The following is a 26,846-nucleotide window of genomic DNA, read 5'->3' on the forward strand; positions in this document are numbered from 1 at the left end:
ATGAGCACTGAATTCCAGCAACTTTATAGCCAGTTACCTGCTATTGACCGCCTACTGCGCGATCCTGCCGTTGAACCCAACGTGGCCAAACATGGCCAGACCCTGATAAGCGAGTTGCTGCGACAGATGCAGGCGCAGGCGCGAGAGTTCATCAAGACGCAGCAGCAATTGCCCCAATGGTGCCAGGACTGGCCAAAGGCACTGCAGGAACGTCTTGACCAGCAACAGCGTTCAGCACTGCAACCGGTGTTTAATCTTAGCGGCACCGTGTTACATACCAACCTGGGGCGTGCCCTGCTGGCACAGCCCGCGATTGATGCGGTGGTTCGCTCGATGACTAACGCCGTCACACTGGAATATGATTTGGACGGTGCGGGCCGTGGGCATCGCGATCGGGCTGTGGCGGATCTGTTATGTCAGCTCACCGGAGCGGAAGATGCCTGCATCGTCAATAATAATGCCGCCGCAGTGCTGCTAATGCTGGCGGCGGTCGCGCCGGGTCAGCAGGTGGTGGTGTCACGCGGGGAACTGGTGGAGATTGGCGGTGCGTTCCGCATTCCGGACGTTATGCGTCAGGCCGGTTGCCAATTGGTGGAGGTGGGTACCACCAACCGGACGCATCTGAAAGATTATCGTGCCGCTATCAATGAGCAAACCGGCTTGCTGATGAAGGTACATACCAGTAATTACTGTATTCAAGGTTTCACCGCTGCGGTGGATGAAAGCGAACTGGCAGTGCTGGGCAGCGAGTTGAATATTCCTACCGCGACCGATCTGGGAAGTGGCTCGCTGATCGACATGACACAGTACGGTCTGCCCGCCGAGCCAATGCCGCAACGTTTGATCGCCGCCGGTGTTGATTTGGTGACCTTCTCCGGCGACAAATTGCTCGGGGGGCCACAGGCTGGGATTATTGTCGGTAAAAAGGCGCTGATCGCCCGTCTGCAACAACATCCCCTCAAGCGAGCGTTACGCGTTGGTAAAATCACGCTGGCAGCTTTGGAAGCGACCTTGCGCCTGTACCAACAGCCAGAATTATTGGCTGAACAACTGCCCACGCTGCGTTTGCTGACCCGCCCACAGCAGGAAATGCAGGCCAGCGCCGAGCGATTGCTGAACCAGTTGGCCCCGCAGTTTGTGGGCCTGTTTGAACTTCGCAGCGAGCCGTGCTGGTCGCAGATTGGCAGCGGTTCGTTGCCGGTGGATCGTTTACCCAGCTATGCCCTGACGTTTGCTCCGCTTGATGGCCGTGGCTCAACTCTGGAGACGTTGGCACAGCAGTGGCGTCGCTTGCCGCAGCCAGTGATTGGCCGAATTAACGACGGCAAACTGTGGCTCGATCTGCGTTGCCTGGAACAGGAGGGCGCACTGGTTGAGGCGCTGATAGCATGATTATCGCCACTGCTGGCCATGTCGACCATGGTAAAACCACCCTGCTGCAGGCACTCACCGGTATTAACGCAGACCGCCTGCCGGAGGAAAAGCGCCGTGGCATGACTATCGATCTGGGTTATGCCTATTGGCCGCAGCCCGACGGCCGTGTGCTGGGGTTTATCGATGTGCCCGGCCATGAAAAATTCCTTGGCAATATGCTGGCCGGTATTGGCGGTATCGATCATGCGCTGCTGGTGGTGGCCTGTGACGATGGCGTAATGGCGCAAACCCGTGAACATCTGGCGATCCTGCGCCTGAGCGGAGGGGCAAATCTGACGGTTGCGTTGACCAAGGCCGACCGGGTGGAAAAAGAACGCGTGGCCGAGGTCCAAACCCAGGTGGTGTCCGAACTGGCGCATCAGGGGTGGCATGACGTTCCACAGTTTGTTACTGCGGCGGCGCTAGGTGAGGGCATTGATGCCTTGCGGCTGCACCTATTGACGCTGAAAGCGGGTGAACACCAGCAGACCCGGCGATTCCGGTTGGCAGTAGACCGTGCTTTCAGCGTAAAAGGGGCAGGGTTGGTGGTGACCGGCACGGCATTGGGTGGCAGTGTTGCCGTGGGGGATACGCTATGGCTGACCGGTGCCGATGTACCGGTGCGTATACGGGGCTTACATGCGCAAAACCAACCTGCAGAGCAGGCATTCGCTGGGCAACGTATCGCGCTGAACATCAGTGGTGATGTCAGCAAAGAACAGGTAACGCGCGGTGACTGGCTGCTGGCACAACAACCCCCAGCGGCAGCAGAGCGTATTCTGGTGGCTATTGAGGCCGACTTGCCGTTACAGAACTGGCAATCGCTGCATATCCATCATGCTGCCAGCCATATTACGGGCCGTATCTCGTTGTTAACCGACTCGTTGGCGGAACTGATCCTCGACCGTCCCCTGTGGCTGGTGGAAAACGATCGGCTGGTGCTTCGCGACATCAGCGCTCGGCAAACCTTGGGGGCTGCGCGCGTGCTGGTGCTCTCGGCTCCTAAACGGGGTAAACGCCAACCCGATTACCTTGCCTGGTTGGGGGCACTGGCGCAGGCGCAGGGTGACAGACAGGTACTGGATTTACGTTTACCGGCGGGGGCGTTGGATTTGGCCGCCTTTGCCTGGGCGCGACAACTAACGGAAAGCGGCTTGCGGGAGCTACTGGACAGCTATGCTTTACTGATTGCCGACGGAATGGCTTTGGCCCCGGCTAACGTGCAGGTGAAAGAACAGCGCTTGCTGCAGGTCTTAGCCGAATACCACCGCCAACATGGCGATCAACTGGGCCTTGGGCGTGCCCGCCTGCGGCGTATGGCATTACCTATGTTGGATGAGCCATTGGTCTTTATGATGATCGAACGGTTGCTGGCTGCTGGGTTGCTTGTCAATACGCGTGGCTGGCTGCATTTACCCGATCATGGGTTGGCGTTCTCTAGCGAGCAACAGGCGCTGTGGGCCCGCATTGCACCGTTGTTTGGCGAAGAGCCTTGGTGGGTACGCGATCTGGCAAACACGTTGGGTGAAGAGGAAAATGTTGTTCGTGGAACGTTGCGTAAAGCGGCCCAGCTTGGTCATGTGACTGCGGTTGTGGTTGATCGTTATTATCTTAGCCAACGAATTGAGCAGTTCGCCATGCTGATCCGTGAGTTGGACGCAACACAGGGCAGCACCAACGCAGGCGATTTTCGTGACCGGCTGGGCGTTGGCCGCAAACTGGCGATCCAGGTTCTGGAGTTCTTTGATCGCAGCGGGTTTACCCGCCGCAAGGGTAATCAGCACCTGCTGCGGGACAGTGGGTTGTTTGGTGGTTAAACGGTGAGAGCAAGGGGGCAGCCGTCCCCCCGCTATTTGGCTTGAAGCGTATTTATGCCGTTGTATCTGGCGCTGATGTCACTTTGTTACGGCGTTTACTCAGGAACAGGATGACCAGCGTAAACCAGCACAGACCACTCAGTAGATTGAACAGGCTGAATAATCCGTTACCTCCCCAGACATAAGCTACCTTGGCTAGCTCTATACCGACGGTGAAGACCGACATACTCAGCATTCCCATAACGGCAGAAACTGCACCTTTACTGACACTGCTGGAAAATAGCGTCAACCGGTATAAGCCCGCGTTTGCCAAACCGATACCGTAAGCATAAAGACTCAACCCGGCGGTCATCCAAAGATAGGCATGGGCCGAAAATACGGTAGCCAGGGCGGCAATCAACAGGCCCAAAATCATTGGGCAGGCACCTAGCTTAATCGGCCGTTCAACACAGAGTTTACCCGTCACGCGCGCTAGCGTCAGGTTGCCAAGGATCAACGCACCAAAAACCGGGATCTGCAACAGGCCATATTCCAATGCTGAGAGTGATTCCCCCTTAATCAGGATCACCGGTGATTGGGCAATCCACGCCAACAGTGGCAGGCTGGCGAAACCGATGGCCAGTGAACCGCAGATAAAGCGGCGGTTAACCAACACCTGACGATAGTCGCGCCATAGGTTGGCGGCGGAAAACGCCTCACCTTGTAGCGTAGCGGTCTCCGGCATCGCTTTCCACAAACCGATAAAAGCGATAGCGGCGAGTGCCGCGAACAGCACAAACATGCTCTGCCAGGGGGCAACATGGATCCACGCTGCGCCCGCTAACGGCCCGAGTAACGGTGCGATCAAAGCCACATTGGCCATCAGCGCAGTGATCTTGATGCACATGGCTTCTTCAAAGGATTCCTGAATGGTGGCGTAGCCCACCGCACCAATAAAGCACAGGCCAATCCCCTGTAGGAAACGCATAACGGTAAACTGCTCGATATTGGTTACCAACAGAATGGCCAGACAGGTGACAATGAAGAAGGCAACCCCGGCAAGCATCACTGGGCGGCGGCCACGTCGATCCGACAGTGGGCCAAGCAACCACTGTAGAAAAATACCGCCAGCCAGATAGGCGGTCATAGATGTTGGTACCCACTCCATTCCAGCGTTGAAATCCTCGACTACTGCCAGCATACCGGGCTGGATCATATCGTTGGCGATATAGGTCGAGAATTCGAACAGCACCAGACAAAGGGGGAACAAAAGCGCCTGTCGGCCTAAACGTGCAACAGGGGGTAACGTTGTTTTCATTTTTTATACTACTGATAGCAATGAATAAATAAGGAACTGCCAGGGCGGGAAGCGCAATCTGAGCGAGTTTTTCGGCTATTTTGCCGCCAATTGTTCGCCTTAGCAATCATAAGGTGATATTTATCCCTCTGGCGGATGGGGAATGTCCGAAAAAACCTCAATTGGGTTTTCAGGTTTGCGATCATGCCATGGCCTATAGTTAGGTACCTCTTGGATAGCCAATCTTTAAGGTTGCGGCTACCCAAGCGCGCGGTTTGCGGGAAGGTTGTAAAGTGAGGTGCGTCCGGTGGAGAGGGTTGTTTGGGGGGCTGAGCGCTATGTGTATCGTGCTGTTTCAGCCTTTATTGGCCATCGGTTCCAATGTGTTCGACGCCATGTTAAACCGTGTTGAGCAACGCATGTCCCCGTCCCCTGCCGACGCGGTATCGCAAAATAGCACCAGGATATTGTCATTGGTGGGTGTTTTGGTAATGTAAATGAACTCATCAGGACCACACGTAACGTTTCTTGCTTTCAAGAAATTTATCTCATTTTCTGAATAGCTCGCTCGCTCTCCTCTGTCGATGTAAATAGAGCATTGATTAACAGTAGCCCACTTATCATGGGTGTTAAAAAAAAGAATGTTTTTTGCTGGGCCGATGGTTAACAGAATAAATAAAATTCCTAGGAATGCCGCAGGGGAAAGTAAGCGAGTTATCGTCTTCCATTTAACGGAGTTTATCAATGGCCATTTGTTGGCAATCTTCGTAGTACTATTTGAGTTAGGTAATGCTGTATTATAGCCTTCGGCATCTTTGGTGTTATTTTCTTGCTCATGCTCTATGGCATCAATAGCAAAAGATGTGTCGGTAAACTCAACGTTAACGACACTTTGTGCGATGTCTTCTCTTTCACTCTCAAGGACCTGCACGTTTCCAGTAAAAACAAAGCCTACTTTGGGTATTGTTTTAATGGTTTTTTTTATTACTCCTGCATTCAGCATTGCTCTTCTTAGTAAGAGAATGTTTTGGTAAAGGGTATTCATCGTTACATACTGCCCCTGTTTTTCCCAAACCTCTCTAAAGATTTCCTCCTGACTTACTACAACACCTGGATTTTTGAGCAATAACAGTAAACAGCGATTGACCGGAGCATTCAGTACGGTTTCACGCCCCCGTGAGCCTAATGGCGTTAATCTATGCTCATCTGGTGAGTATAAAACAGAATCGTTGATTAAAAATTTTTCATTCATTTTCAATCACCTGCCGATGAGCTAAGGAGAAAAAAATCATAAGTATAAACATAACTATAGCAACTGATTTTTCTTATTCAAGTATTTCAATTTAAAATCATATTGTTAAGTTAAAATCTGAATCAAAGAGATGAGCAACTAAAGGAAACTAAAGATTCAATATTATCCCACTTAATATTTTTATATAAAATACTGAAAAATAAAGTTATTTTAATTATTAAGGACAATTAATACTAGTTCAGCAAGAAATATCCTATTGGTGGGTTACTATTTATCCCATCAGGCAGGTTGCGGAATGTAAGTAAATTCTTAACATGGCCATAGGATCTGTAAGGTAAATGGCGGTCAAATGATATTCATTATCATTCAAAGGCCCCATTTTGGCCATATTGATTGCTTGGTTAATAGATTATTCCTAGAGTTATCATTTATTTTATGTTTATAAATAAAAACAACTTTTTGTTTTTTTTAGCTTTTAAAACTGTAATTTACTTATATTCGATATTTTTGACTAACAGAAATTTCGGAGTATTCGCGCAATAATAGTGCTGTGCTTTGCTTTATTTTTGGGTTTTAATTTTGATTAAAAACAAATACTTAGCATATTAAACTGTTTGGTGTTATGGGAATAATGGAAACATTATCGTTTAGGATAAGTTGCCATTGAGACGATTGATTCTATAATGTGCAGCTCAAGGGAGGCTTGTTATTTTTGTTTTTAAAAGCGAAATAATGAACCGAGATATATATGGAAAATAGACTTTACGGGTTTTTGCTCGATGATAACATTCTATTCAATATTGCCAATAGAAAGCTATTGCATTACTGCGATGAACTTTCTGAGAACTCCATGTTTTTCAAAATCGTCTCTCTCAATGAGATCCAGTCGCGGCTATTGACTTTTTTGCTATTGAATCGAAAAGAAAATGTGATTAATAAAGATGACATATTAAAGAGCGTTTGGGATGAGTTCAGTTTATCGTCATCCAACCAACGGTTATGGCAAACCATAAACGAATTAAGAAAAAAATTATCATCTATCGGTCTTCCAGCCGATTTCATTGAGAATGTTCATGGTGTTGGCTACTCCGTATGTAACTCAAAAGTCCATTCATTAAATATTAATTAATATTGCTCAATTAATAACGTGACGAACATCAGGTGCCAGTATTTCATAGGTATAAAAACGTCATTCTAGTGAATATTAAAATGGTTTAACGACACCAAGGTAAGTATGAATAGATGTGAAAAGTGCCTCCCTGGACGTTGCATTCGGTTCAGCAAACCTGACTAAGGTGACTTCAATAAGTCGCATCACTCCAATCGTGAACTGACTGCAAACTGAACTCTCAGGGGGAGATGCAGGCGAATAACCTGACACGATACTATGCCTATTTCGTGAGCCTGTTGGTCAGGGGGAAAGACGTGAGAGTGCGATGATACTACCGTGTTCGACTATGGTTCTGGATCTAACCGCCAATGGCGATAGTAACATCAGCGGCAGTTTTGTTAATGATTACGGGATGGTTCTGCGATTCTGTCATTAAGCCGCATTTCAGGCGGTATCCCTAGTATAGCGCGGCAGCCGGAAAGGCATACTGACTCTGCCCAGGCTCGGGGTTCGTCAGTAGCCAGTATATGAAAGCTCTGCATCATTCCTTGTGAGAAAACATCCCTGTTTTCTCGGTATCAGGCGGTACGCAGATGTTTCCTGCTGCTTAACAGTGCCCAACCGCTGAGGATTGCCACCACCATCAGGTAATAGCTCGGTGCCAAGCTGGTGCCGGTTGCGGTGATAAGCAATGTACAGATAAATGGCGCAAAGCCGCCAAATACCGTCACCGCAACGTTATAACCAATCGCCATACCGCTTGCTCGTGTTTCCATAGGAAACAGATCTGCCATGACCGAAGGCACCGTTGAGAAGTAAATGGATTTAAGCAGCGCCATCCAGCCAACCAATAGCATCAGTGTGGCTGGCGTCGTGTGGTTTACCACCATCCTGAAGGCGGGGTAAATGGTGAGTATCAGCAGTATCAAAGAGCCCCACATCAGCGGCAAACGCCCGACTTTTTCTGCCCATAAGCCCATTATAGGCGTAACCACGGTCAAAATTACTCCCGCCAGCAACGTCGCGCTAAACGCCACCGAACCAGACAGGTTGAGGTTCTTCGTCGCGTAGGTTGGGACATAATTAAGCATGTAGTTTACCGCAGTGGAAATTACCATTAGCCCAATGGCTATCAGCAGCAGGTTTTTTTGTTTTCCCACCAGTAACTTCAGCGGTGCTTTTGGTTTTTCATGCCGTTGGAAACTGGCTGGTTCATGCACATGGCGGCGGATATACAACCCCACAGGGCCGATCAACAACCCGAAGGCAAAGGGGATACGCCAACCCCAATCTTGAATTTGGGCTTCCGTTAACCATTGTGACAAGCCAAGCCCGAAGGCTGAGGCCATCAGCGTACTTGCCCCCTGTGTGGCGAACTGAAAACTGGCGATGAACGCCTTGCGTTCGGGAAAGTGTTCAACCAGAAAAGCGGTTGAACTGCCAAACTCTCCACCGGCTGAAAAGCCCTGAATCAAGCGGGCAACCAGGATCAGTAATGGAGCAGCCAGCCCGATGGTAGCGTAGGAAGGCATAAAGGTAATGATCGCCCCACCCAGCAACATCAGGCTGATCGACATCAGCAATGCTTTCTTGCGGCCAACGCGATCGGCATATGCTCCCAGTACGACAGCACCCACTGGGCGGATCAGAAAGGAGATGCCAAAACTGCCAAAGGTTAGCAGCAATGAAACGGTCGGATCCTCGGTTGGAAAGAAGGCATGGGCAATATAACTGGCAAAAAAGCCATAGACGGCGATGTCGAACCATTCCAACGCATTGCCGATGCAGGTGGCGAACAACGTTTTATATAACTGCGGTTTTGTCACGGCCTCAGTCTGTTGTGCAATGGTGCTCATAATCTCTCTCCCACTTGACGTTGTGCCAGTACTGCACTGCCTTTTTCGCCCAGTTCCCAGAACAGACGGGTCATGATCTGCAAACCCTCACGAGCAATCGATTTCAGCATGTGTTCATTGACCCCATGCTGACCACAGGCGGGGTAGGAATGGGGGATCCACAACGTAGGTAAGCCAAGAATATCGGCGAATACTTCATTCGGCAGTGAACCACCCAGGTTGGGCAGTAACGCCGGTTTCTTGCCGCTGGCTTTTTCGATGATATCCAGGGTCCAGGGGACCAGCGGATCCTGAGGGTTGAGGCGGGTGGCGGGTGAGCCCCGTAACCACTCCACTTCTATATTATGAAAACCTTTTGATTCCAGGTGTTCCTGCACGTGTTTTACCAGATGCTGCCAGTCGGTACCCACCACGAAACGCAATTGGCATACCGCTGTGGCACTGCCAGGAATAGCATTCATCGGGCGTGCCGGGTTGCCGGTTTGATAGGCCAAGACTTCAAGCGTATTCCAGCCGTATAAACGTTCGCTTGGCGTCAGGCCTGCCTCTCCCCAGTTCTCATCAATTGTTGGGTCGCCAACTTGGCCCCCCACGCTGAGGTTTTGAAGGATGGTGCGCATGGTGTCATCCAACGACGAGGGTTTCAGTGAAGCAATCTGTAACTGCCCATGCTGGTTGACCATAGAGGCAATGGCATTTGCCAACTGTGTTCCAGGGTTACTGAGTAATCCTCCCCAGTTACCGGAGTGATAGGCGTTTTCCCGTGCATGAATGCTCAGACGGAAATTGACACAGCCACGTGAACCCAAGAACAAAGTGGGCTGAATGGCGTTTAGCCTTGGACCATCAGAGGCGATAAACAGATCGGCTTGCAGGAGTTCGTGCTGTTGTTGGCAGATAGCGGCCAAACCTGGGGAACTGATCTCTTCCCCCATTTCAAAGATAATTTTGCAGTTGAAACCCAACCTGCCGCCGCGCGCGTGGAAAATTTGCTCCAGTGCGGCCAGGTTGATGCTGTGTTGCCCCTTGTTGTCTGCGCTACCACGGCCATACCAACGATCATCTTCTTCGCTGAGTACCCAAGGCGAAAGGCCTGTGCGCCAGTTTTCGTCATCACCGAACACCACATCACCGTGGCCGTAACTCAGCAGGGTAGGTAATGCGGGATCTTCAATGCGGATGGCAATCAGAAATGGGCGGTTGGCTGCTTCCGGGTTTTCAAACAGCTGCAGTTCAAAACCCAGTGCGCGAAGTGGTGGCATAATCTCCTGTTCAAGATACTGCATAATGGTGGCATCACGATCTTCGCGCTGGCTTTCCGTTGCTAGCGTGACACGGCGTGCCAACACCTGGCGGAATTCTCCACTGTCAAAATATCTCATCGCCAATGCAACGGCTTGTTCACCTGTCATTATTGACCTCGTTATGTCTGCGTTGTGTTTGAGTTATGTTGTTTTTATTTTTCTTATTTGTTAAGTGTCTATCTAAGCTAAAATCCAATGTTGCTACAATTGTTCATTTAACAAACAAGCTTTGCTTTTTAAGCAACGCTAGGCTGTGTCCCTTAATTGCCCGTGGTGCCGTCGCAGACCCAAAAGCCCGTTATCAAGGCGGAGGGCGAAGAGCAGAGTGGCCCTCTGTTCAAGCCCGACTTTACTTCGAACGGGCTTTTGGGGCGCGACCCTTCGGGCTGGGGCCATTTGCGCGCATTGCGGCGTTGTTCGCCGCTTATTTGGTCCACCAAACCTCGCGGCTCACGCCTTGCCCTGTGCGCAAATGACCGCCAGCGGCGCTCGCGTGCAATTAAGGGACACAGCCTAGTCTGCTCTTTCGTGATGTTTGCATCAAGATGAGGACGTTAATGCTCAGCAGCGAAGTGCGGTTTTTCCTGATGGTCGCCAATTGCGGTTCACTCAGTGCGGCCAGCGAACAACTGTTTGTGGCGGTATCGGCAATCAGCCGACAGATACAACGCTTGGAAGCGCAGGTCGGCGAACCTTTGTTTGAACGCCACGCACGTGGAATGATATTGACCGAAGCCGGGCAGATTTTTGAAAAATATGTCCGCAAGAGCCTGCTGGATATTGATCTGGCACTCGCGGAGATCAAGGGACTCAATGATACCCGCAGCAAAACGTTGCGCGTAGCCTGTACCAATGGCTTGGCTTTTATACTGGTACCGCAACTGATGGCCCACTTTCGTGAAGCGTATCCCACGGTGAGCTTTGTGTTGACGGTGGCTGACAGTAAAACCTTGGCACAGTTGATACGTCATGGTGAGTGTGACCTGGTATTGCAGTTCAGCCTCCACCCAGAGCGTGATGTAGAGGTCATTGCCTCGTGGCCAGCGCCAGTACTGTTGCTTATGCACCGGGCACATCCGCTGGCAGCCAGAGAGGTGGCGTTGGCAGATCTTTGCCACTATCCGGTATGTTTGCCCGAGCCCGGCTCTACAGTTCGCCAACTGTTTGATATCTCTTGTCAAATGAGTGGGATATTCATTGAACCTGTACTCACCTGTGACAATTTCTCAACACTGCATAACTTTTTGCTCGGTTCACCTCTTTCGGTGACTATCTGTAGCCAATTCACCGCAATGCCACTTTTGCAACCTCAGGGGTTAATCCTGAAATCTTTCGCTGTCGAACTGCTCAGCCAGCGAACGTTGCAGCTCCAACTCCCCATAGGACGGCAGCGTAGCGCCGCTTTGAACTCGTTTTTGGTATTTGTCAGTCAGACATTAAGCGAGAAAGATCGGGCCGTGCGCGAGACTTTCGCGTTGTGAATTAATGGGGAAAGGGCAGGTTAAATCACCAATATATTAGAAGTGCTAATTTTAAAAATAAATAAGGCACTTTTACTTATATGAAATAGGTCATGGCACACTCTAATAGCAGACGAATCTTAATCATCATATGATTTATATCTTATTGAATATTAACTTAAATTTATAGATTAAAGAGGTTGCGTCTTTTTTTTGGCAAATTTTATATTTTCTGACTAATGATAAACTTACAGTAATTGCAACTTTAATCACTGATTAAAATTAACTTCTTGGTTTAAAATTTTAAATTAAAATAAATGTTGATATTTAATGCTAATTTTAAATCATGCCAGATAGCAATACTATCTTTTTAGAACGGTTGCCATGTAAGAGTTGATTCTATAATGTACGGCAACAAGGGAGGCTTGTTATTTTGGTTTTCATAGCGAAATAATAAACCGAGATGTATATAAATAATAGGATTTATGGATTTTCACACTATGATGATATTCTCTTCAAAATTGCCAACAGACAGCTACTGTATTACGGTGAAGAGGCTTCTGGGCACTCAGTGTTTTTCAAGCCTGTCTCTCTAAACAAGGTGCAAGCTAGACTGCCGATTTCCTTGTTAATGAATTTCACTCAGGATCTTATTGATAAAGATAATATTGTAAAATGTATTTTGGATGAGTTTAATTTATGATCTTCCAATCAGTATCTCTGGAAAGAGTTAACGAGACAAGGAAAAATCCGACCTCCCTTAGTCTTCCAAAGAGTTTTATTAAAACGTATATGGCGCGGGTTACTCTGTTTGTTGCTCAAAGGTAAAATCACTGTACATTAATTAATAATATTTGCCTGTTTAAAAACACTCGATGAAATCAGCCTGTTTTTCAATGGGGCGGTTACGTTATTTTATTTATTTACAGGATGGATGAGTAACGCCTGAGTGATTTAATTTTCGGCAAGTATTGAAATAAGATATTACCAGCCAAGCTAGGTAACTTACTTTAGCTTGTTATATCAGACCCGTGCGGTCATTATTATAGGCCGTGTGAAGATAAATTTAAAATTAATTTTATTGTTAGTTATTAATAGGATGAATCAACTGTATCCTGCTTTGTAAAGGATGGTCTAATAACTAACTAGAGTTATATTAACGTTGCTGGCAGTGGCACCGAAGGGGCAGACCCTATCGAAGCGCCGGATAACCAAGCCCGCAGCCTAATTGAAGCAAGGCGAGTATTGCGTACTTTAAAGGCACTATTAATAGAATGGCTGCTCTCAATTATCATGGGATAGTACACACGGAGAAGGCAGGTTTTTTTTAAACTTGCCAATATATACAAAGTGAAATTCACCTAAGTATAAATAGGTTTCAGGAGAGAAAACCATGAGTAATAGAGTAAACATTTTTTTACAACATACATGTGGTTACACCCGTGAAGGGTTAAAGTCACTTTTGTTAGAGTTGAGTGAAGAATTCCCTATCAATATTGTTGCTGAAGACAAACAATTACAATCTAATGTTTCTCAATTGATGTTAAAACCCGGTGTCGATTTTTTTATTCTTGGATTGCAGAGTGACGGTAATAATGCCAGCGAGATACTCTCCTTTATTATAAAAACAGTGCCATCATCTTTCCCTGATGCTAAAGTAATTATTATGACTCAACTTAACAGTATGGGAGGGCTGAAGGATTATATCTTAGGTCTTAATAATGTCTATGCAATTATAGACAATGGCTCGACGCTAAAAGAAATGCGCAACCATTTGATAGGCGTATTAAATTTTTCTGTTGATTTATCACCACGCACGTTTAAATTGTTGGTGGCACCCTTAACACATCGCGAACTCAGCGTATTGGGCTTTCTGCTGAAGGGAAAATCACCAGATGAAGTTGCTCACAAGTTATGCATCAACTACAAAACGGTGAGCAGCCATAAGCAGTCAGCATTGCATAAGCTGGGTATCCGTTCTCTGAATGGCCTGTTGACCAGTGGTAATAATCGTGAACTTATGTATCAGTTATTACATCACAGAGTCTGATATCTCCATCACCTGCAAGCAGCAGTGGTGTTGTCGGGTTTGAACAGAGGGCCACTCTGCCCTTCACCCTCCGCCTTGATAACGGGCTTTTGGGGCTGCGATGGCACTACGGACAGTTAAAGGGACACAGCCTAGCTATGTTTGCCAGCGCTGTTGCGCCCGGCGAAGTTGTCGGCCTGATGAAAAACCTGCTGTCAGCGCCGCCTTTTCCAGACCGTAACCCTGTTGTAACCGTTGTTGAGCTACCGCCAGCCGCAGTTGTTCATGATATTCCCGCACGCTGATACCAATATGATGGCGGAATAACCGTGCCAGATGGCGGCTGCTGATGTGGGCTTTTTCTGCCACCAAGGGAACTGACCAATCGGCCTCCGGCTCGGTTGCCATTATGTCCTGAGCGCGATGAACCGCGGGATGCAGATGATTGCGATAACGTAGCCAAGGGGATAGCTGCGGATCGTCCCCAGAGCGGCGGAAATAGATCACCAACTCGCGTGCGATCTCCAACGCACTGTTGGCACCGCAGTATTGATTGACCAAATGTAAGGCAAGATCAATACCTGCCGTTACCCCTGCGCTGGTCAGTACGCCGCGATCTTCAACGAAAATACGGTTTTCCCTTACCTGTGCGGTGGATGCTTGCTGGCGCAGGCGTTCGAGTACATTGTGGTGAGTGGTACAGTGATAACCGTCCAGCAACCCTGCCTGAGCGGCCAGCAGCGCGCCAGAACACACGCACACCAGACTGATCTGCCGCAGCTCCAGCGCTGGACGTAGTGTCTGAAGCCACCGCCGAGCCTGTTCTGCTTCATCACTGGCAAAGAACTGCCTTGAATCTGAAACCCCCGGTATGACCAGAATATCTCCTTCTGCCCACTGCTGTGGTAACGGCGCAAGTTGGCCTATCGTCATACCAATGGAGCAACTGATTTGTGGCACCGGGCTGACATAATGCAATTGGAACTGCCCAGAAAGCCGTAAAACTTCTGCCGGACCACTGACATCCAGTGAAAGCACATTGGGCAGCATCAAAAAGTAAACGGCTCTGGACATGATTATTCCTGTATCGCGGCATTAAGTTGCGCCAAAACATCATCAACGTTGGCAATCGTGGCAAAGCGGTTAACCAGCACTGTCTCAGTATGCCGTTTTAGCTGCTCAGGGGTAAAGAGAGCGTCATCAGGGTGATACATCGGGAAAGTGAGCGTGGCTTCGGTCACGAATGTCACTTTGTAGCCCAAGTCTGAAGCGACACGCGTGGTGGTTTCGCAGCATTGCTCGGTGCGCATACCACTGATAATCAGATGGTCGATCTGGCGTTCACGTAACCAAGCATCGAGGCCTGAATCGGTCAACGCGTTGTGCACTTGTTTATAAACCGTTACGTCTGCCTGGTGAGTAAGGAATGGTAACCGCTTGACATAGCCCGATGCTAAAGAGAATGGCCCTTCGGCAGCGGTGTGGAATATGTCAACCAGTGCTACACCCTGTTGCTGGCAACCGGCGATCAGACGTTGCAGCGCCTGTTGAAATGCGGGCAGATCGTCCTCCTGCCAAAATGGGCGGTGTTGAAATGATTGCTGAACATCGATGATTAATAACGCGCTATGTGACATTTTGAGCCCTATCAAGAATAAGTGCGGTGCTATATTGCACAGGTAATTAGCGGAATAGAATGCCAAAAACGGCCATCATTACGTCAGTAACGGACCGAAAGATCCCAAAGGTTTTGCACGTTATGCCCATGATAAGTTGCCACCAAAAACTGATATGTGCCGTATTCGTACCTATAATTATCTGACCATCCATAATGGTGTTTTTATTGGAGAAGGTGGGTGCCGCAAAGGTACCCCTCCGTTAACCAAATGATGTTGCTTCAAGATTGGAGTTCTCAGATGGCAGGAGCCTGACCGTTTGTCTGAAATGGTTTGCAGGTTTCATCTACAGCGGCTTGTGGGGGTAATACAAAAGGGATCAGAAACTGAACTGTTTGCAGCCTTATCGGTAATGATTAATGTAGCTGAATAGGTGTTTAAACATGAAAAACAGTCAATTAGCAGTGATAGTTGCGAGCGGACTGCTGTTTTTTTCAGGGATGATCCAGGCACAAGAGCAACATGCTGGTGTTACAAAAACCATCCGGATCACCGCCACCATCGGCGACAACATTTATGTATCCCAGCCTGCTAGTGACGGATGGTATAGCACGGTAAGTCTGGCACCAACAGACGGGACTCAAACAAACTTCTCCAACAGCATACCGGTGCAGGTATGGAGTACCACGCAGGGGTTCACAGTTTCCCTGGCGCACCCTCTGGAAATTACCCGTTCGGATTCTGCCTATAAAATGGCAGGGGTTAACATCAAGTTTGCCCAGCCTGGTAGTGACGGCAAAGATCTCAGCGCCAACGGTTTAGCCCAGACCTTTACTCAGAAGGCGAAAGTGGGTAAAGGTTATGAGAGTGTCTATCAACTTCAGGTTAACGCAAAAGCCCCGGCCGCCGCCAGAGGCTCCGATATTCAGGGGTTGTATACTGGCGACTTGGTGATGCTGTTTGAGGTCCCGGTAAATTCCATTTAGCCTGCGGGCAGGTTGCAGCGTTTTTGCACCCAGAGTAGCGATACTCTGGGTGTTTCTCTGCTGAATATCATATCGTTATAAGTGTGGGTATAGAGGGCCTTATATTTCACTAGCGGCCCCTGAAATAGGCATTGAAGGCTAATGGTAATGCCAAAATGCTACTACACATCAGTACAATTCCCAGATGCTGGTTCCACCCTGCCAGAGCCAACCCGCAAGCGAGCAGTAAATAATAAAACAGGCCTAATACGGCACCAGCCGTCCCCAAACGGTCAGAGTAGTGGGCAAGTGCTGAGGCCAGAATATTAGGAATGGCAATCCCATAAGCCATGACAATCAGCAGCATTGGCCACATAAATGATTTACTGTTAATCATCAATAATACAGCTATAACAATACTGCCAATTATTGATGTTATCGCGGCGAGTAACACCAGATATGCGGAGTTTGCATTCCTCTTCAGCATAAACTTGTTCACCCAGGCCCCGATGCCTACGCCCAAAGTCAGTAACAACCCACTATACCCAAGCATCTCTGGCGATAACCCTGACTTTGCAAAATGAAAAGGAGCCAACTGGTAGTAGCTGAACAGATTGATATTGAATAATGCAACCAGGAAGGCAGTACGCCAGATACCACGATCCATAATCATCTTGGCCAAGGTTTGCATCAATGGCGCGGTTTTCACATTTTCAGGGCGAGTTTCTGGTAGTTTTATTACCGACCAGCCAATCAGGGTAGCTGCCAATAACGCCAAACCGGCAAAGACACCCTGGTAACCCCAAAAGCGGGTTAGTGCTGCGCCTGCCAACATACCTATTCCAGGGCTGACTGCCAGAGCTATCCCCATAACTGAAAATACACGTGCTAATGCCGTTCCTTGAAATGTATCGCGGATCATGGTTTGCGTGCCTACGGAGCCGACCGCCGCTCCAAAAGCTGACAACATTCTGGCAACCAGAAGGACTTCAAACAGCCGACTAAACAATGCAATCAAGGAAGCGACGCTATACAACAGCAAACCGCCGAGGATGGCGGGGCGTCTCCCCGCAATATCACAAACTCGTCCCCAGAATACGACGCCAAACGCAAAGGCAAAAAAGTACAATGACAGGGTTTGAGATGCCTCTTCAGGACTGACCCGAAAGCCATGCGCAATATGGGTTAAGGCTGGACTGTAGATGGTCTCTACTATTTGAGGAAACATCATCAGAACGGTAAGTAATACCAAGCCTATATTTTTATTCATGTTATTTTTACTTTATCAATCAAACAATGTGGAAATGATAGCTGCCGATTGGTTTGGCGATTACAATAAAAAAGACAGTTTATATCTATAATCGGACAATTTATGGCGTGGTTAAATGCAGATACCGTTTTTGATCCTGACAGCCTGGGGCTATCGATAGTGGGCATTGCTGCAAAACTTGGAAAACATGATTCGGGTGAGCATCAACATAAAATGGGGCAATTGCTGTTTACTCAAAGTGGATGTATCAGGATCACGCTATCCAAACGTCTGTGTATGCTTCCCCCCACACGGGTAGTCTGGATACCTGCGAATACCAAACACCGGGCAGAAATGAAAGGAGTCGTTGGGTACAGGTCAATCTATATTGATACGGCTTTAGTAAAATCATTACCCAACGAAGTCGTGGTGTTGGAGGTTAATCCTTTGCTTCGTGCAGTCCTCGAACGGATAGCGATATCCCCTTTCGATACAGGCTGGCAACAGGGACCTGCCCTAAACCTATTGACCGTGGGGTTGGATGAAATTCGCTCCGCACACCGTGAACCGATGTTATTGAGGCTCCCTGCGGATCGTCGGTTATTAAATTTCTCAGGTGATGAACTCCCGCCACCATTAAATATATTTGCGACTACCGCAGGTGCGGGCGAGAAAACCATTAGCCGAATCTTTATGCAAGAAACAGGGCTGAGTTATCAGCAATGGCGTCAACAGTGGCGCTTTCTCAAATCTATAGAGCTACTGTCAGAGCGTAACAGCATCTCTTCAATTGCCAGCGCTCTTGGTTTTGCCAGCGACAGCGCTTTTGTGTATTTCTTCAAAAAAATGTCAGGCTCCACGCCGCGTGCCTATATACCTGTATCCAGATAAATACCCCCACTAGGCTGTGTCCCTCAATTGCCCGTGGTGCCGTCGCAGACCCAAAAGCCCGTTATCAAGGCGGAGGGTGAAGGGCAGAGTGGCCCTCTGTTCAAGCCCGACAACACAGAGAACGGTTTTTTGGGGCGCGACCCTTCGGGCTGGGGCCATTTGCGCGCATTGCTGCGTTGTTCACCGCTTATTTGGTCCACCAAACCTCGCGGCTCACGCCTTGCCCTGCGCGCAAATGACCGCCAGCGGCGCTCGCGTGCAATTGAGGGACACAGCCTAATCCTCAATGCCTTTATCAGGCCTGCATGTTCTACCTCACTGACCCAAAGATGTGTGATTAAGATTTTTTTAATTAAAAATCAATTAATTGTTTTTTTTCTGTGAGGTTTACTAACTGTCTTATCGGCGAAGTTAAGAACACGATAGATGAAATAAAAAATCTTAACTCGTAAAATAAATCATAAAAATCAATATATTGGATTCTCTCGGTGAGAGGGTTGTTTTTTATGCAAAAAATAACCTGAATTGCGTTAAGACGCTTCCCCCACAAGCAGAGGACATGGCGTTTTCCCATCTTAACGATTTAAATAAAAATACTTCACTAAGAAGTTTCTTGCTTGGGGCTTAGTATTTGTCTCATACGAACGGGGAGTGATGCAGATTATCGTTTTACCAGTTTGCTCACTCAGTTTTGTAACCATACAGGCTACAAGCCTGCCGCAAAGAGAAACTGAACTAATAGTGATGGTATATGAAAGGTAAAATTTACGGTTTTGTGATTGATGAGGAAGTACTACTCGACATCAACAAGAGAAGACTTGTTCGTTTTACTGATGAGTCTTCAGTCAGCGCGATGACAATCAGGGTAGTGACGCTTAACGTCAACCTGGTGCGATTATTAACTCTGTTACTGATGACGAATAGCGATGCCATTGTCTCGAAAGACGACATTCTCAATAACGTCTGGGAAGCGCACAACCTGTCTTCATCCAGTCAACGCTTATGGCACGCCATAAATGAGTTAAGAAAGAAGCTGTCGGCTGTAGGTCTTCCTGCTGATTTTATAGCCAGCGTGCGCGATGCCGGTTATTACATTGATAACCACAAGGTGACAGCAATTTTTTACGGATAATGTTTATCCCGATAATTAGTGGGTAAAACACGAATCCATATTTAATCAATAACCTGCTAAAGACGGTACAACTACTCTTTGCCCGACATGTTCGGGCAGAGGATTTCGGATAGATAAATTACTTCTCTTTTCGATATATCATTTTAGCGCGTTATAAATTCGCTACGTATTAAGAAGGTGAAAGAATGTTAACCAAATTGATGAAAATACTCTACAAACTACCAAGTCACGCTATTTGGAGAATAGGGATCTTATTCTGCTTTTCATTCTGGGTAATGGTTTCATTTGTTTTTCATGAATATATGACGTTATTGAGTTAATTTTTATACTCGAATTATTTTGAGTATATACATTTAATGATTAGAGCCGTATTACGGTGGCAATGTTTAGCCCTTAGGCTTTATTTTGATAAGCCAGTAGAGCAATGCAGCCTACACGGTTTTTAATTGCTCCACTCGCTCTTGGTTCCTTCATCAAGTTACCTCTCTGACTAATCAGGCAGGGAGTATGAAAAAACGTTTATTAAGATTTTTGTTTAATAAAATCAATAAAGTAGTAAGGTTTGCAATATGCTTTACTGCAGCCTTATCTGTGAGGTTAAGAATACGAACGATGAAATAAAAAATCTTAATTTGAAAAATAAACCATATAAATCAAGTTTTTATTTTGAAATGATGAATTTGTCATTTTTATGCAAAAAAAAACCTGAATTGCGTTAAGAATATTTGCCCTGATGCGTGGTACAAGGCGCCTTGTCATCTTAACGATTTAAATAAAAATACTTCACTAAGAAGTTTCTTGTTGGAGGGTTAGTATTTGTCTCAACGAAACGGGGAAGTAGTGAAAATAGTAACTTTACTCGTTTACTGATTTGGTTTTGAAACTATACCCAAAATAATTTGAGTTGCATGTAGGTGGCAAGTCCGAGAGTCGCCAGGAGCATAGCCCACTATGTGACTGGTGCGAACGGACGTAGCCAACACCCATGCAACTTGAAGTATGAAGGGTATATACAGGCCACGGGTTATTGCCTTGTTAATTTAATAAGTGCAATACGTCGCCTTCTTGAATAGATATTAACTAATACCCTCTCAATCTCGATTGGAATGGTTAAACAACACAAGGTACGTAGGAATAGATATGAAAAAGTTAGCTCTCGTTGCTTCATTGGTTGCTGCATGTGGTTCTACTGGTCTGGCTCAGGCTGCCTCTACCGGCACTATCACCTTTAACGGTGAACTGACGGCCTCCACCTGTAACGTGATTGTGGATGGGCAAAATGCCAATGCCACCGTGACCCTGCCGACCGTGGGTATCAACCAGTTGACCTCAGCCGCACAGACCGCAGGCCGCACCGGCTTCGTCATGGCGCTGACCGGTTGTACAGGGACCCTGAAAACGGCATCGGCCTTCTTCGAAGCCGGGGCATCTGTAGATACCGTGACCGGGCGTCTGAAGAACATGACCGGTACGGCGGGCAACGTTGGGCTGCAATTGCGTGACGGCTCTAATGCCAGCCAGGCGGTGATCCAGGCGGGCAACCAGAACCAGCGGGCCAATACCGCGTATCTGAGCGTGGCCAGCGGCAGTGCCAACCTGCCTTACGCTGTTGAGTACTATGCCAACGGTCCGACCACTGCCGGTACAGTGATCAGCAGCGTGGTGTATTCCATTCAGTATAAATAAGTACCTTGGGAAATACATTCCCCCAAGTTTAACGTTCAAACGCCGGTTATTGTCTTAATAGCTTGCCATTTAATAAATGACTTTTGTCCGGTTAATTACCGGGAATAACACATATCCATATTATATGGATATTAACGAATACTCTTTCGCTCACTAGTGAAAGGGTTTATTAAACAAATAGGAATAGATATGAAAAAGTTAACGCTGATTGCTTCACTGGTTGCTGCATGTGGTTTTACTGGTCTGACTCAGGCCGCGTCTACCGGCACCATCACCTTTAACGGTGAACTGACGGCCAACACCTGTGAGGTGATAGTTGACGGCCAGGGAGCTAATGCTAACGTGGCTTTGCCAGCTATCGGCACCAACCAACTGACCACAGCTGCGCAGACCGCGGGTCGTACTGGTTTTAACATGGCGCTGAAAAATTGTATTGGTACTCTGAAAACCGCGTCAGCCTTCTTTGAAGCTGGTGCCACCGTTGACCAGGTGAGTGGCCGTCTGAAGAATATGACCGGCACTGCCACCAACGTAGACCTGCAACTGCGTGACGGTTCCAGCGCTGCTGAAACGGTGATTGCTGCCGGTAGCCAGAGCCAGCGTACCAGCACAACCTACGTCAACGTTGAGTCTGGCACGGCTAACCTGCCTTACTTTGTCGAGTACTATGCCAATGGCCCGACCACTGCCGGTACTGTAATCAGCAGCGTGGTGTACTCCATTCAGTACAAATAAGGGTAGGTGTAACCCTACTTTATTAATACTGTTAAGCGGTGTATTTGAATAACAGATAAATATTTGGCAGGCAATTCAAGAGCCTCTTATTTTTTAAAGATAAATATGAGGTGTGCTTGCCTATATTCATCAAACGGAATATTAAATAGGAATATATATTAATGCATAAATTAGCTATTTCGACGGGGATTATTCTTTCCCTTGCCAGCATGAATTTTGCGCAAGCTGACGCCACCGGAACTGTAAATTTTCAAGGTAAATTATACGAGACTACTTGTGATGTTTCTGTCGAAGAACAGGGTGCTGATGCCATTGTCACCCTGCCAACTGTCGGTATTGAGCAGTTGAGTTCCGCAGGAATGATAGCAGGGAGAACAGAGTTTAATATGAAACTGTCGGATTGTCCCTGGGTGACAGCTAGAGGCCCCGTGACTGCATTTTTCGAGGCAGGTCCTACGGTTGATCTGGTTACGGGCCGTTTGAAAAATGCATCTGGCACGGCAGGAAATGTTGACCTCATCATTTACTACGGAGGTGGTACTGTCCAATCCAAAGCAGGTACACAACCTAAGATGCATTATACTTTCTCGGGCAATCCAACTACCGTGACTTTACCGTATGCAGTGGCATATTACGCCAAGGCTCCAACTACTGCCGGAACGGTCAGGAGCTCGGTGGTATATTCCATCAGCTACCGATAAATTGACGTCAATGCTGAATAATTAGAGTTTTAGCATGGAAACTCCACCGCGAATTGCTCGCGGTGGAGAGTGGCTGAGAGGGAGTATGTAAAATTCGTTATTAAGATTTTTATTCATTTAAATCAATGTGATATTGGGTTTTTCATCAAGAGTCTCTGTGAGGGTTAAAACAGTAACGAGTGAAGTTAAAAATCTTAATTTGAAAAATATGTATTTAAAACAATTTATTGAATAAAAATGACGTTTGGACCTATTTTACGTGAAAAATAACCTGAATCACGTTAAGAAATTTTGCCCAGAGGCACGATCCATGGCGTCTTGCTATCTTAACGATTTAAATAAAAATACTTCACTAAGACATTTCCTGCTTGGTGGTTAGTATTTATCTCAGCGAACGGGGGAGTAATACATAGAGTTGTTTTCCTCAATTGCTAAATCAGGTTTACAACCTTATAGAGAATTAGTCTGTAGCATAAATAAACGGGTCTAATCCTCTAATAAACTAAATTAATAGAAAGTGTGCGTGATGCTGGTTATTACATTGATAACCATAAGTGAAGGCACTTTCTAACAATAATTTATTGCCCTGCGAAGTGCCGGGCATAACAACACAAGGTAGATAGGAATAAATATGAAAAAGTTAGCTCTCGTTGCTTCATTGGTTGCTGCATGTGGTTCTACTGGTCTGGCTCAGGCTGCCTCTACCGGTACGATAACCTTTAATGGTGAACTGACTGCCTCCACCTGTAACGTGATTGTGGATGGGCAAAATGCCAATGCCACCGTGACCCTGCCGACCGTGGGTATCAACCAGTTGACCTCAGCTGCACAGACCGCAGGCCGCACCAGCTTCATTATGGCGCTGACCGGTTGTACCGGTACCTTGAAAACGGCATCGGCCTTTTTCGACGCCGGGGCATCTGTAGATACCGTGACCGGGCGTCTGAAGAACATGACTGGCACGGCGGGCAATGTGGGGCTACAACTGCGTGACGGCTCTAATGCCAGTCAGGCTGTGATCCAGGCTGGCAACCAGAACCAACGTGCCAATAACACTTATTTGAGCGTATCCAGCGGCAGTGCCAACCTGCCTTACGCCGTAGAGTATTACGCCAACGGTCCGACCACTGCCGGTACGGTGATCAGCAGCGTTGTGTACTCTATTCAGTATAAATAAGGCTTAGGGGGATCCCCACCTTATTAAAGCTGCCCAGTAGCATATTTGAATAGCGGCTTATCATTCGAGAAGTAATTGAGTTTAACGATTCAAATTATTCAGATAATAGGTTCTGAAGGGGTTTCTATGTCAAATTTTTCGCAAAAGAGTTTCCAGAGCCTATTATCGCCCTTGGCCCTGGCCATTCTTTCGGCGCTGTGTTTTGGGGGCGCCCATGCGCAAACTGCGGCTCCTGCTACTGGCGAGAGTGTGGAGTTTGACCCGCTGTTCCTCAATAACAATGGTGGTGCTCAACCCGTCGATCTCAGCCGTTTTGCACACGGGGCTTCGGCTTTGCCGGGGACCTACCGCACCGCTGTTTATGTCAACGATGGGCTGATTGACAACCGCGATATCGAATTCAAAGCCCGGTCCGACAAGTCCGTCTATCCGTGCCTGACGGCCGAGCTGATCAAGAACATCGCCTTTAACTTTGATGCGCTGCCAGCCGGGTTCCTGACGCCGGGCGCATCGGGGGAGCTCTGCCTCGATCTGCAGCAGAAGCTGCCGGAAGCCCAGGTCAATTTCGACAGCGGTGAACAGCGGCTGGATCTGGTGATCCCTCAAATCTATATGCTGAAGACCGCCCGTGGCACCGTCAGCCCAGAGCTGTGGGATGACGGGGTTCCTGCCGTCCTGCTCGGCTACAACGCCAACGGCTATACCAGCGAGTCGCGGGGCCAGACCTTCAGTTCCCTGTATGCCGGGGTCAACGCCGGGCTGAACGTCGGTGCCTGGTACCTGCGCCACAATGGTGCCTATAGCTACATGGATAACAGCCCAAATAAGTACAGCAACATCAATACTTACCTGCAGCGCGATATCCCGCTGATCAAGGGCCGGGCGCAGGTCGGGCAATCCAATACCCTGGGGCTGCTGTTTGACACCCTGCCATTCACCGGGGTGCAACTGGCCAGTGACGAGCGCATGCTGCCTGAATCCCTGCGCGGTTATGCCCCGGACATTCGCGGGATCGCCCGTACCAACGCCCGGGTAACCGTGCGGCAGGGCGATCAGGTGCTGTATGAAACTACCGTCACCCCCGGCGAGTTCCTGATCAACGATCTCTACCCGACCGGCTACGGCGGCGACCTCGAGGTCACTGTGCGTGAAGCCGACGGTACCGTGCAGACGTTCCGGGTGCCGTATGCCTCGGTGGCCCAGTTGCTGCGCCCCGGAGCATCCCGCTATGCATTCACCGCCGGTGAGCTGCGTTCTGACAGTATCCGGAGCAAGGCAGCGCTGTACCAGGGCACCTACCAGTACGGGCTGACCAACGCCATCACCGGCTACGGTGGCCTGCAGGCCAGCCAGGGTTACTATGCACTGCAGCTTGGTGCCGCCGTTGGGACGCCCATCGGGGCGATGGCCTTTGACGTCACCCAGGCGCGGACCCAACTGGGGAACGGCGCTGACAATCAAGCGGGCAACAGCCTCAGCGGGCAGAGTTACCAACTCAGCTACAGTAAAGCCATTGCAGAGACCAACAGTAACCTGTCGCTGGCCGCTTACCGCTTCTCTACCGACGGCTATATGGATTTCATGACCGCCATGCAGACTCGCGATGCGGTGGCACAGGGCTTTTCGGCCGACTCGGTATGGCGGGCGAAGAACCGCTTTACCGTGACGGCGGGCCAGGGGCTACCGGAAAACTGGGGCCAGTTGTACGTCAGCGGCTCGCTACAGAACTACTGGAACCGGGAAGGCAGTGAGAAGCAGTACCAGATGGGCTACAACAACCAGTTTCAGCGCCTGTCGTATGGCCTGAGCGTCAGCCGGACTTACTCGAACATAGGCAGTACCCAGACCAACTACCTGCTCAGTTTCAGCCTGCCGTTGGGGCGCAGCGACCAGACGCACACGCCACAGTTGCGGATGGATCTGACGCATGACACCAGCGGGCGCACCGGTCAGCAGGTAGCGGTATCTGGCAGCGCGGGGGCCGAGAGCCAGTTCAGCTACGGCGTGACGGCGATGAATGCCAATCAGGGCCAGGGCACCAGCGGCACGCTCAGCGGTAACTACCGCACACCGGCCACGGCAATGAGCGGCACCTACAGCACCGGCAAGGGCTACCAGAGTGCCTCGGCCGGGGTAAACGGCACGGTGGTGGGCCATGCGGGTGGGGTGACCTTCACGCCGTATACCTCGGATACCCTGGCGTTAGTAGAGGCCAAGGGGGCGGAAGGGGCTAGTGTCTCCTCGTATCCGGGTGTAAAGATTGACTCACGTGGATATGCGGTGGTGCCGTACCTGAACCCGTACCAGTTGAACGAAATCAGCCTGGATCCGAAAGGGGCTGCGGCGGATGTGGAATTCGATACCACCACGCAGAAAGTGGCGCCGTACTCGGGGGCGGTGGTTAAAGTGAAATACGCCACCAAACGGGGCCAGCCGGTACTGATCATGGCGACCTACCGGGGTGAACCGGTGCCGTTCGGTGCAGACGTGCTGGACAGCAAGGGCAACAGCGTGGGCTCGGTCGGCCAGGGCGGGCAACTGTATGCCCGCGTTGCAGAAGACAAGGGACAGTTGCAGGTGAAATGGGGTGATGGCGGCGAGATGCAATGCCAGGTGGGTTACCGGTTATTGCCGCAGGCGAAAGCCAGCGCAAATACCGCCACGGCAATCCAGCGTTTCACCTCGGCGTGCCAAAACGGCACCGCAGAAAGTTAATGTTTCACAGGGTTAACTTTATCAATCCGAGGTTAATTTGAAGTGCAAGTAGCGACTTAATTGAAGTAATAAACCTCTCTGCAAGAGCAGTGTGGAATGCGGCGAAGAGCGGTCCAAGGGATAATGTAAAAAATTCATTATTAAGATTTTTATACAAATAAATCAATTGGATAATAAGATTTCCATTACCCTTATTTGCTGACTTATCGAGAGGGTTAAAAGAAGGGCGAACAGACATAAAAATCTTAACTTGAGAAAATAAAATTTAAATCAATAGGTTATGTGAAAGGAGGTATGGGTGACTTTTTTATGCAAAAAATAACCTGAATCGCGTTAAGAAAGCCTGGTTTGAAGCACAGTACAAGGCGTCTTGCCATCTTAACGATTTAAATAAAAATACTTCACTAAGAAGTTTCTTGTTGATGACTTAATATTTATCTCAACGAACGGGATGTGATGTA

20 protein-coding genes are annotated in these 26,846 nt (G+C 48.5%); 13 read left to right on the forward strand and 7 right to left on the reverse strand.

Annotated elements, in window-relative coordinates:
* Both selA and selB read left to right on the forward strand, forming a co-directional pair.
* Entirely contained in the window at positions 1 to 1,392 is a 1,392-nt protein-coding gene (gene selA, locus SAQUA_RS00445) for an L-seryl-tRNA(Sec) selenium transferase (RefSeq protein ID WP_380673860.1), read from the forward strand.
* Positions 1,389 to 3,230 (forward strand): selenocysteine-specific translation elongation factor, encoded by a 1,842-nt coding sequence (gene selB, locus SAQUA_RS00450; protein ID WP_380673859.1) that lies wholly within the window; start codon positions 1,389 to 1,391, stop codon positions 3,228 to 3,230. Before selA ends, selB begins: the two co-directional genes overlap by 4 nt.
* 52 nt (positions 3,231 to 3,282) lie before the next feature.
* On the opposite strand, the gene SAQUA_RS00455 is transcribed toward selB, so the two are convergent.
* Together SAQUA_RS00455 and SAQUA_RS00460 are read right to left on the reverse strand one after the other, a co-directional pair.
* Positions 3,283 to 4,527 (reverse strand): MFS transporter, encoded by a 1,245-nt coding sequence (locus SAQUA_RS00455; RefSeq protein WP_380673858.1) that lies wholly within the window; start codon positions 4,525 to 4,527, stop codon positions 3,283 to 3,285.
* A 334-nt stretch (positions 4,528 to 4,861) separates the two neighbouring features.
* Complete coding sequence (locus SAQUA_RS00460; protein WP_380673857.1) at positions 4,862 to 5,758, reverse strand: transcriptional regulator; 897 nt, start codon at positions 5,756 to 5,758, stop codon at positions 4,862 to 4,864.
* An 850-nt stretch (positions 5,759 to 6,608) separates the two neighbouring features.
* Here SAQUA_RS00460 and SAQUA_RS00465 point away from each other — a divergent pair.
* Entirely contained in the window at positions 6,609 to 6,887 is a 279-nt protein-coding gene (locus tag SAQUA_RS00465; protein ID WP_404413226.1) for a transcriptional regulator, read from the forward strand.
* A 560-nt stretch (positions 6,888 to 7,447) separates the two neighbouring features.
* On the opposite strand, the gene SAQUA_RS00470 is transcribed toward SAQUA_RS00465, so the two are convergent.
* A complete protein-coding gene (locus SAQUA_RS00470) occupies positions 7,448 to 8,725 on the reverse strand; it encodes an MFS transporter (protein WP_380673855.1) in 1,278 nt (425 codons plus the stop codon).
* Positions 8,722 to 10,137 (reverse strand): M20 family metallopeptidase, encoded by a 1,416-nt coding sequence (locus SAQUA_RS00475; protein WP_380673854.1) that lies wholly within the window; start codon positions 10,135 to 10,137, stop codon positions 8,722 to 8,724. Before SAQUA_RS00475 ends, SAQUA_RS00470 begins: the two co-directional genes overlap by 4 nt.
* Before the next feature lie 449 nt (positions 10,138 to 10,586).
* On the opposite strand from SAQUA_RS00475, the gene SAQUA_RS00480 reads away from it, so the two are divergent.
* Both SAQUA_RS00480 and SAQUA_RS00485 read left to right on the forward strand, forming a co-directional pair.
* Positions 10,587 to 11,510: a LysR family transcriptional regulator gene (locus tag SAQUA_RS00480; protein ID WP_380673853.1), complete on the forward strand. Its 924-nt coding sequence runs from the start codon at positions 10,587 to 10,589 to the stop codon at positions 11,508 to 11,510.
* Positions 11,511 to 12,882: 1,372 nt separating this feature from the next.
* On the forward strand, positions 12,883 to 13,539 hold the full coding sequence (locus tag SAQUA_RS00485) for a helix-turn-helix transcriptional regulator (RefSeq protein ID WP_380673852.1): 657 nt from the start codon (positions 12,883 to 12,885) through the stop codon (positions 13,537 to 13,539).
* A gap of 135 nt (positions 13,540 to 13,674) precedes the next feature.
* On the opposite strand, the gene SAQUA_RS00490 is transcribed toward SAQUA_RS00485, so the two are convergent.
* Both SAQUA_RS00490 and SAQUA_RS00495 read right to left on the reverse strand, forming a co-directional pair.
* Positions 13,675 to 14,592: a GlxA family transcriptional regulator gene (locus SAQUA_RS00490; protein WP_380673851.1), complete on the reverse strand. Its 918-nt coding sequence runs from the start codon at positions 14,590 to 14,592 to the stop codon at positions 13,675 to 13,677.
* A gap of 2 nt (positions 14,593 to 14,594) precedes the next feature.
* On the reverse strand, positions 14,595 to 15,155 hold the full coding sequence (locus SAQUA_RS00495; protein ID WP_380673850.1) for an isochorismatase family protein: 561 nt from the start codon (positions 15,153 to 15,155) through the stop codon (positions 14,595 to 14,597).
* 422 nt (positions 15,156 to 15,577) lie between these two features.
* On the opposite strand from SAQUA_RS00495, the gene SAQUA_RS00500 reads away from it, so the two are divergent.
* Complete coding sequence (locus SAQUA_RS00500; RefSeq protein WP_380673849.1) at positions 15,578 to 16,120, forward strand: CS1 type fimbrial major subunit; 543 nt, start codon at positions 15,578 to 15,580, stop codon at positions 16,118 to 16,120.
* A gap of 109 nt (positions 16,121 to 16,229) precedes the next feature.
* On the opposite strand, the gene SAQUA_RS00505 is transcribed toward SAQUA_RS00500, so the two are convergent.
* Positions 16,230 to 17,369: an MFS transporter gene (locus SAQUA_RS00505; protein ID WP_380673848.1), complete on the reverse strand. Its 1,140-nt coding sequence runs from the start codon at positions 17,367 to 17,369 to the stop codon at positions 16,230 to 16,232.
* A 102-nt stretch (positions 17,370 to 17,471) separates the two neighbouring features.
* Between SAQUA_RS00505 and SAQUA_RS00510 the strand changes: the two genes are divergently transcribed.
* From SAQUA_RS00510 to SAQUA_RS00540, 7 genes are all read left to right on the forward strand, one after another.
* On the forward strand, positions 17,472 to 18,239 hold the full coding sequence (locus SAQUA_RS00510) for a helix-turn-helix domain-containing protein (protein ID WP_380673847.1): 768 nt from the start codon (positions 17,472 to 17,474) through the stop codon (positions 18,237 to 18,239).
* Between the two features lie 751 nt (positions 18,240 to 18,990).
* Positions 18,991 to 19,371: a transcriptional regulator gene (locus tag SAQUA_RS00515; protein ID WP_380673846.1), complete on the forward strand. Its 381-nt coding sequence runs from the start codon at positions 18,991 to 18,993 to the stop codon at positions 19,369 to 19,371.
* Between the two features lie 1,140 nt (positions 19,372 to 20,511).
* A complete protein-coding gene (locus SAQUA_RS00520; protein WP_380673845.1) occupies positions 20,512 to 21,057 on the forward strand; it encodes a fimbrial protein in 546 nt (181 codons plus the stop codon).
* A 189-nt stretch (positions 21,058 to 21,246) separates the two neighbouring features.
* Positions 21,247 to 21,792: a fimbrial protein gene (locus SAQUA_RS00525; RefSeq protein ID WP_380673844.1), complete on the forward strand. Its 546-nt coding sequence runs from the start codon at positions 21,247 to 21,249 to the stop codon at positions 21,790 to 21,792.
* Positions 21,793 to 21,953: 161 nt separating this feature from the next.
* Positions 21,954 to 22,493, forward strand: a complete 540-nt coding sequence (locus SAQUA_RS00530; RefSeq protein WP_380673843.1) for a fimbrial protein — start codon at positions 21,954 to 21,956, stop codon at positions 22,491 to 22,493.
* A gap of 631 nt (positions 22,494 to 23,124) precedes the next feature.
* Complete coding sequence (locus SAQUA_RS00535) at positions 23,125 to 23,670, forward strand: fimbrial protein (RefSeq protein ID WP_380673842.1); 546 nt, start codon at positions 23,125 to 23,127, stop codon at positions 23,668 to 23,670.
* Positions 23,671 to 23,796: 126 nt separating this feature from the next.
* A complete protein-coding gene (locus tag SAQUA_RS00540; RefSeq protein ID WP_380673881.1) occupies positions 23,797 to 26,385 on the forward strand; it encodes a fimbria/pilus outer membrane usher protein in 2,589 nt (862 codons plus the stop codon).
* Positions 26,386 to 26,846: the final 461 nt, after the last annotated feature.

Source organism: Serratia aquatilis, assembly GCF_044865145.1.
Lineage (GTDB): Bacteria > Pseudomonadota > Gammaproteobacteria > Enterobacterales > Enterobacteriaceae > Chania > Chania aquatilis.

Bases quoted from the DNA above. Each gene is read 5' to 3' on its own strand.
- selA (WP_380673860.1), top strand. From the start codon at position 1: ATGAGCACTGAATTCCAGCAACTTTATAGCCAGTTACCTGCTATTGAC.
- selB (WP_380673859.1), top strand. From the start codon at position 1,389: ATGATTATCGCCACTGCTGGCCATGTCGACCATGGTAAAACCACCCTG.
- SAQUA_RS00455 (WP_380673858.1), bottom strand. From the start codon at position 4,527: ATGAAAACAACGTTACCCCCTGTTGCACGTTTAGGCCGACAGGCGCTT.
- SAQUA_RS00460 (WP_380673857.1), bottom strand. From the start codon at position 5,758: ATGAATGAAAAATTTTTAATCAACGATTCTGTTTTATACTCACCAGAT.
- SAQUA_RS00465 (WP_404413226.1), top strand. From the start codon at position 6,609: ATGTTTTTCAAAATCGTCTCTCTCAATGAGATCCAGTCGCGGCTATTG.
- SAQUA_RS00470 (WP_380673855.1), bottom strand. From the start codon at position 8,725: ATGAGCACCATTGCACAACAGACTGAGGCCGTGACAAAACCGCAGTTA.
- SAQUA_RS00475 (WP_380673854.1), bottom strand. From the start codon at position 10,137: ATGACAGGTGAACAAGCCGTTGCATTGGCGATGAGATATTTTGACAGT.
- SAQUA_RS00480 (WP_380673853.1), top strand. From the start codon at position 10,587: ATGCTCAGCAGCGAAGTGCGGTTTTTCCTGATGGTCGCCAATTGCGGT.
- SAQUA_RS00485 (WP_380673852.1), top strand. From the start codon at position 12,883: ATGAGTAATAGAGTAAACATTTTTTTACAACATACATGTGGTTACACC.
- SAQUA_RS00490 (WP_380673851.1), bottom strand. From the start codon at position 14,592: ATGTCCAGAGCCGTTTACTTTTTGATGCTGCCCAATGTGCTTTCACTG.
- SAQUA_RS00495 (WP_380673850.1), bottom strand. From the start codon at position 15,155: ATGTCACATAGCGCGTTATTAATCATCGATGTTCAGCAATCATTTCAA.
- SAQUA_RS00500 (WP_380673849.1), top strand. From the start codon at position 15,578: ATGAAAAACAGTCAATTAGCAGTGATAGTTGCGAGCGGACTGCTGTTT.
- SAQUA_RS00505 (WP_380673848.1), bottom strand. From the start codon at position 17,369: ATGAATAAAAATATAGGCTTGGTATTACTTACCGTTCTGATGATGTTT.
- SAQUA_RS00510 (WP_380673847.1), top strand. From the start codon at position 17,472: ATGGCGTGGTTAAATGCAGATACCGTTTTTGATCCTGACAGCCTGGGG.
- SAQUA_RS00515 (WP_380673846.1), top strand. From the start codon at position 18,991: ATGAAAGGTAAAATTTACGGTTTTGTGATTGATGAGGAAGTACTACTC.
- SAQUA_RS00520 (WP_380673845.1), top strand. From the start codon at position 20,512: ATGAAAAAGTTAGCTCTCGTTGCTTCATTGGTTGCTGCATGTGGTTCT.
- SAQUA_RS00525 (WP_380673844.1), top strand. From the start codon at position 21,247: ATGAAAAAGTTAACGCTGATTGCTTCACTGGTTGCTGCATGTGGTTTT.
- SAQUA_RS00530 (WP_380673843.1), top strand. From the start codon at position 21,954: ATGCATAAATTAGCTATTTCGACGGGGATTATTCTTTCCCTTGCCAGC.
- SAQUA_RS00535 (WP_380673842.1), top strand. From the start codon at position 23,125: ATGAAAAAGTTAGCTCTCGTTGCTTCATTGGTTGCTGCATGTGGTTCT.
- SAQUA_RS00540 (WP_380673881.1), top strand. From the start codon at position 23,797: ATGTCAAATTTTTCGCAAAAGAGTTTCCAGAGCCTATTATCGCCCTTG.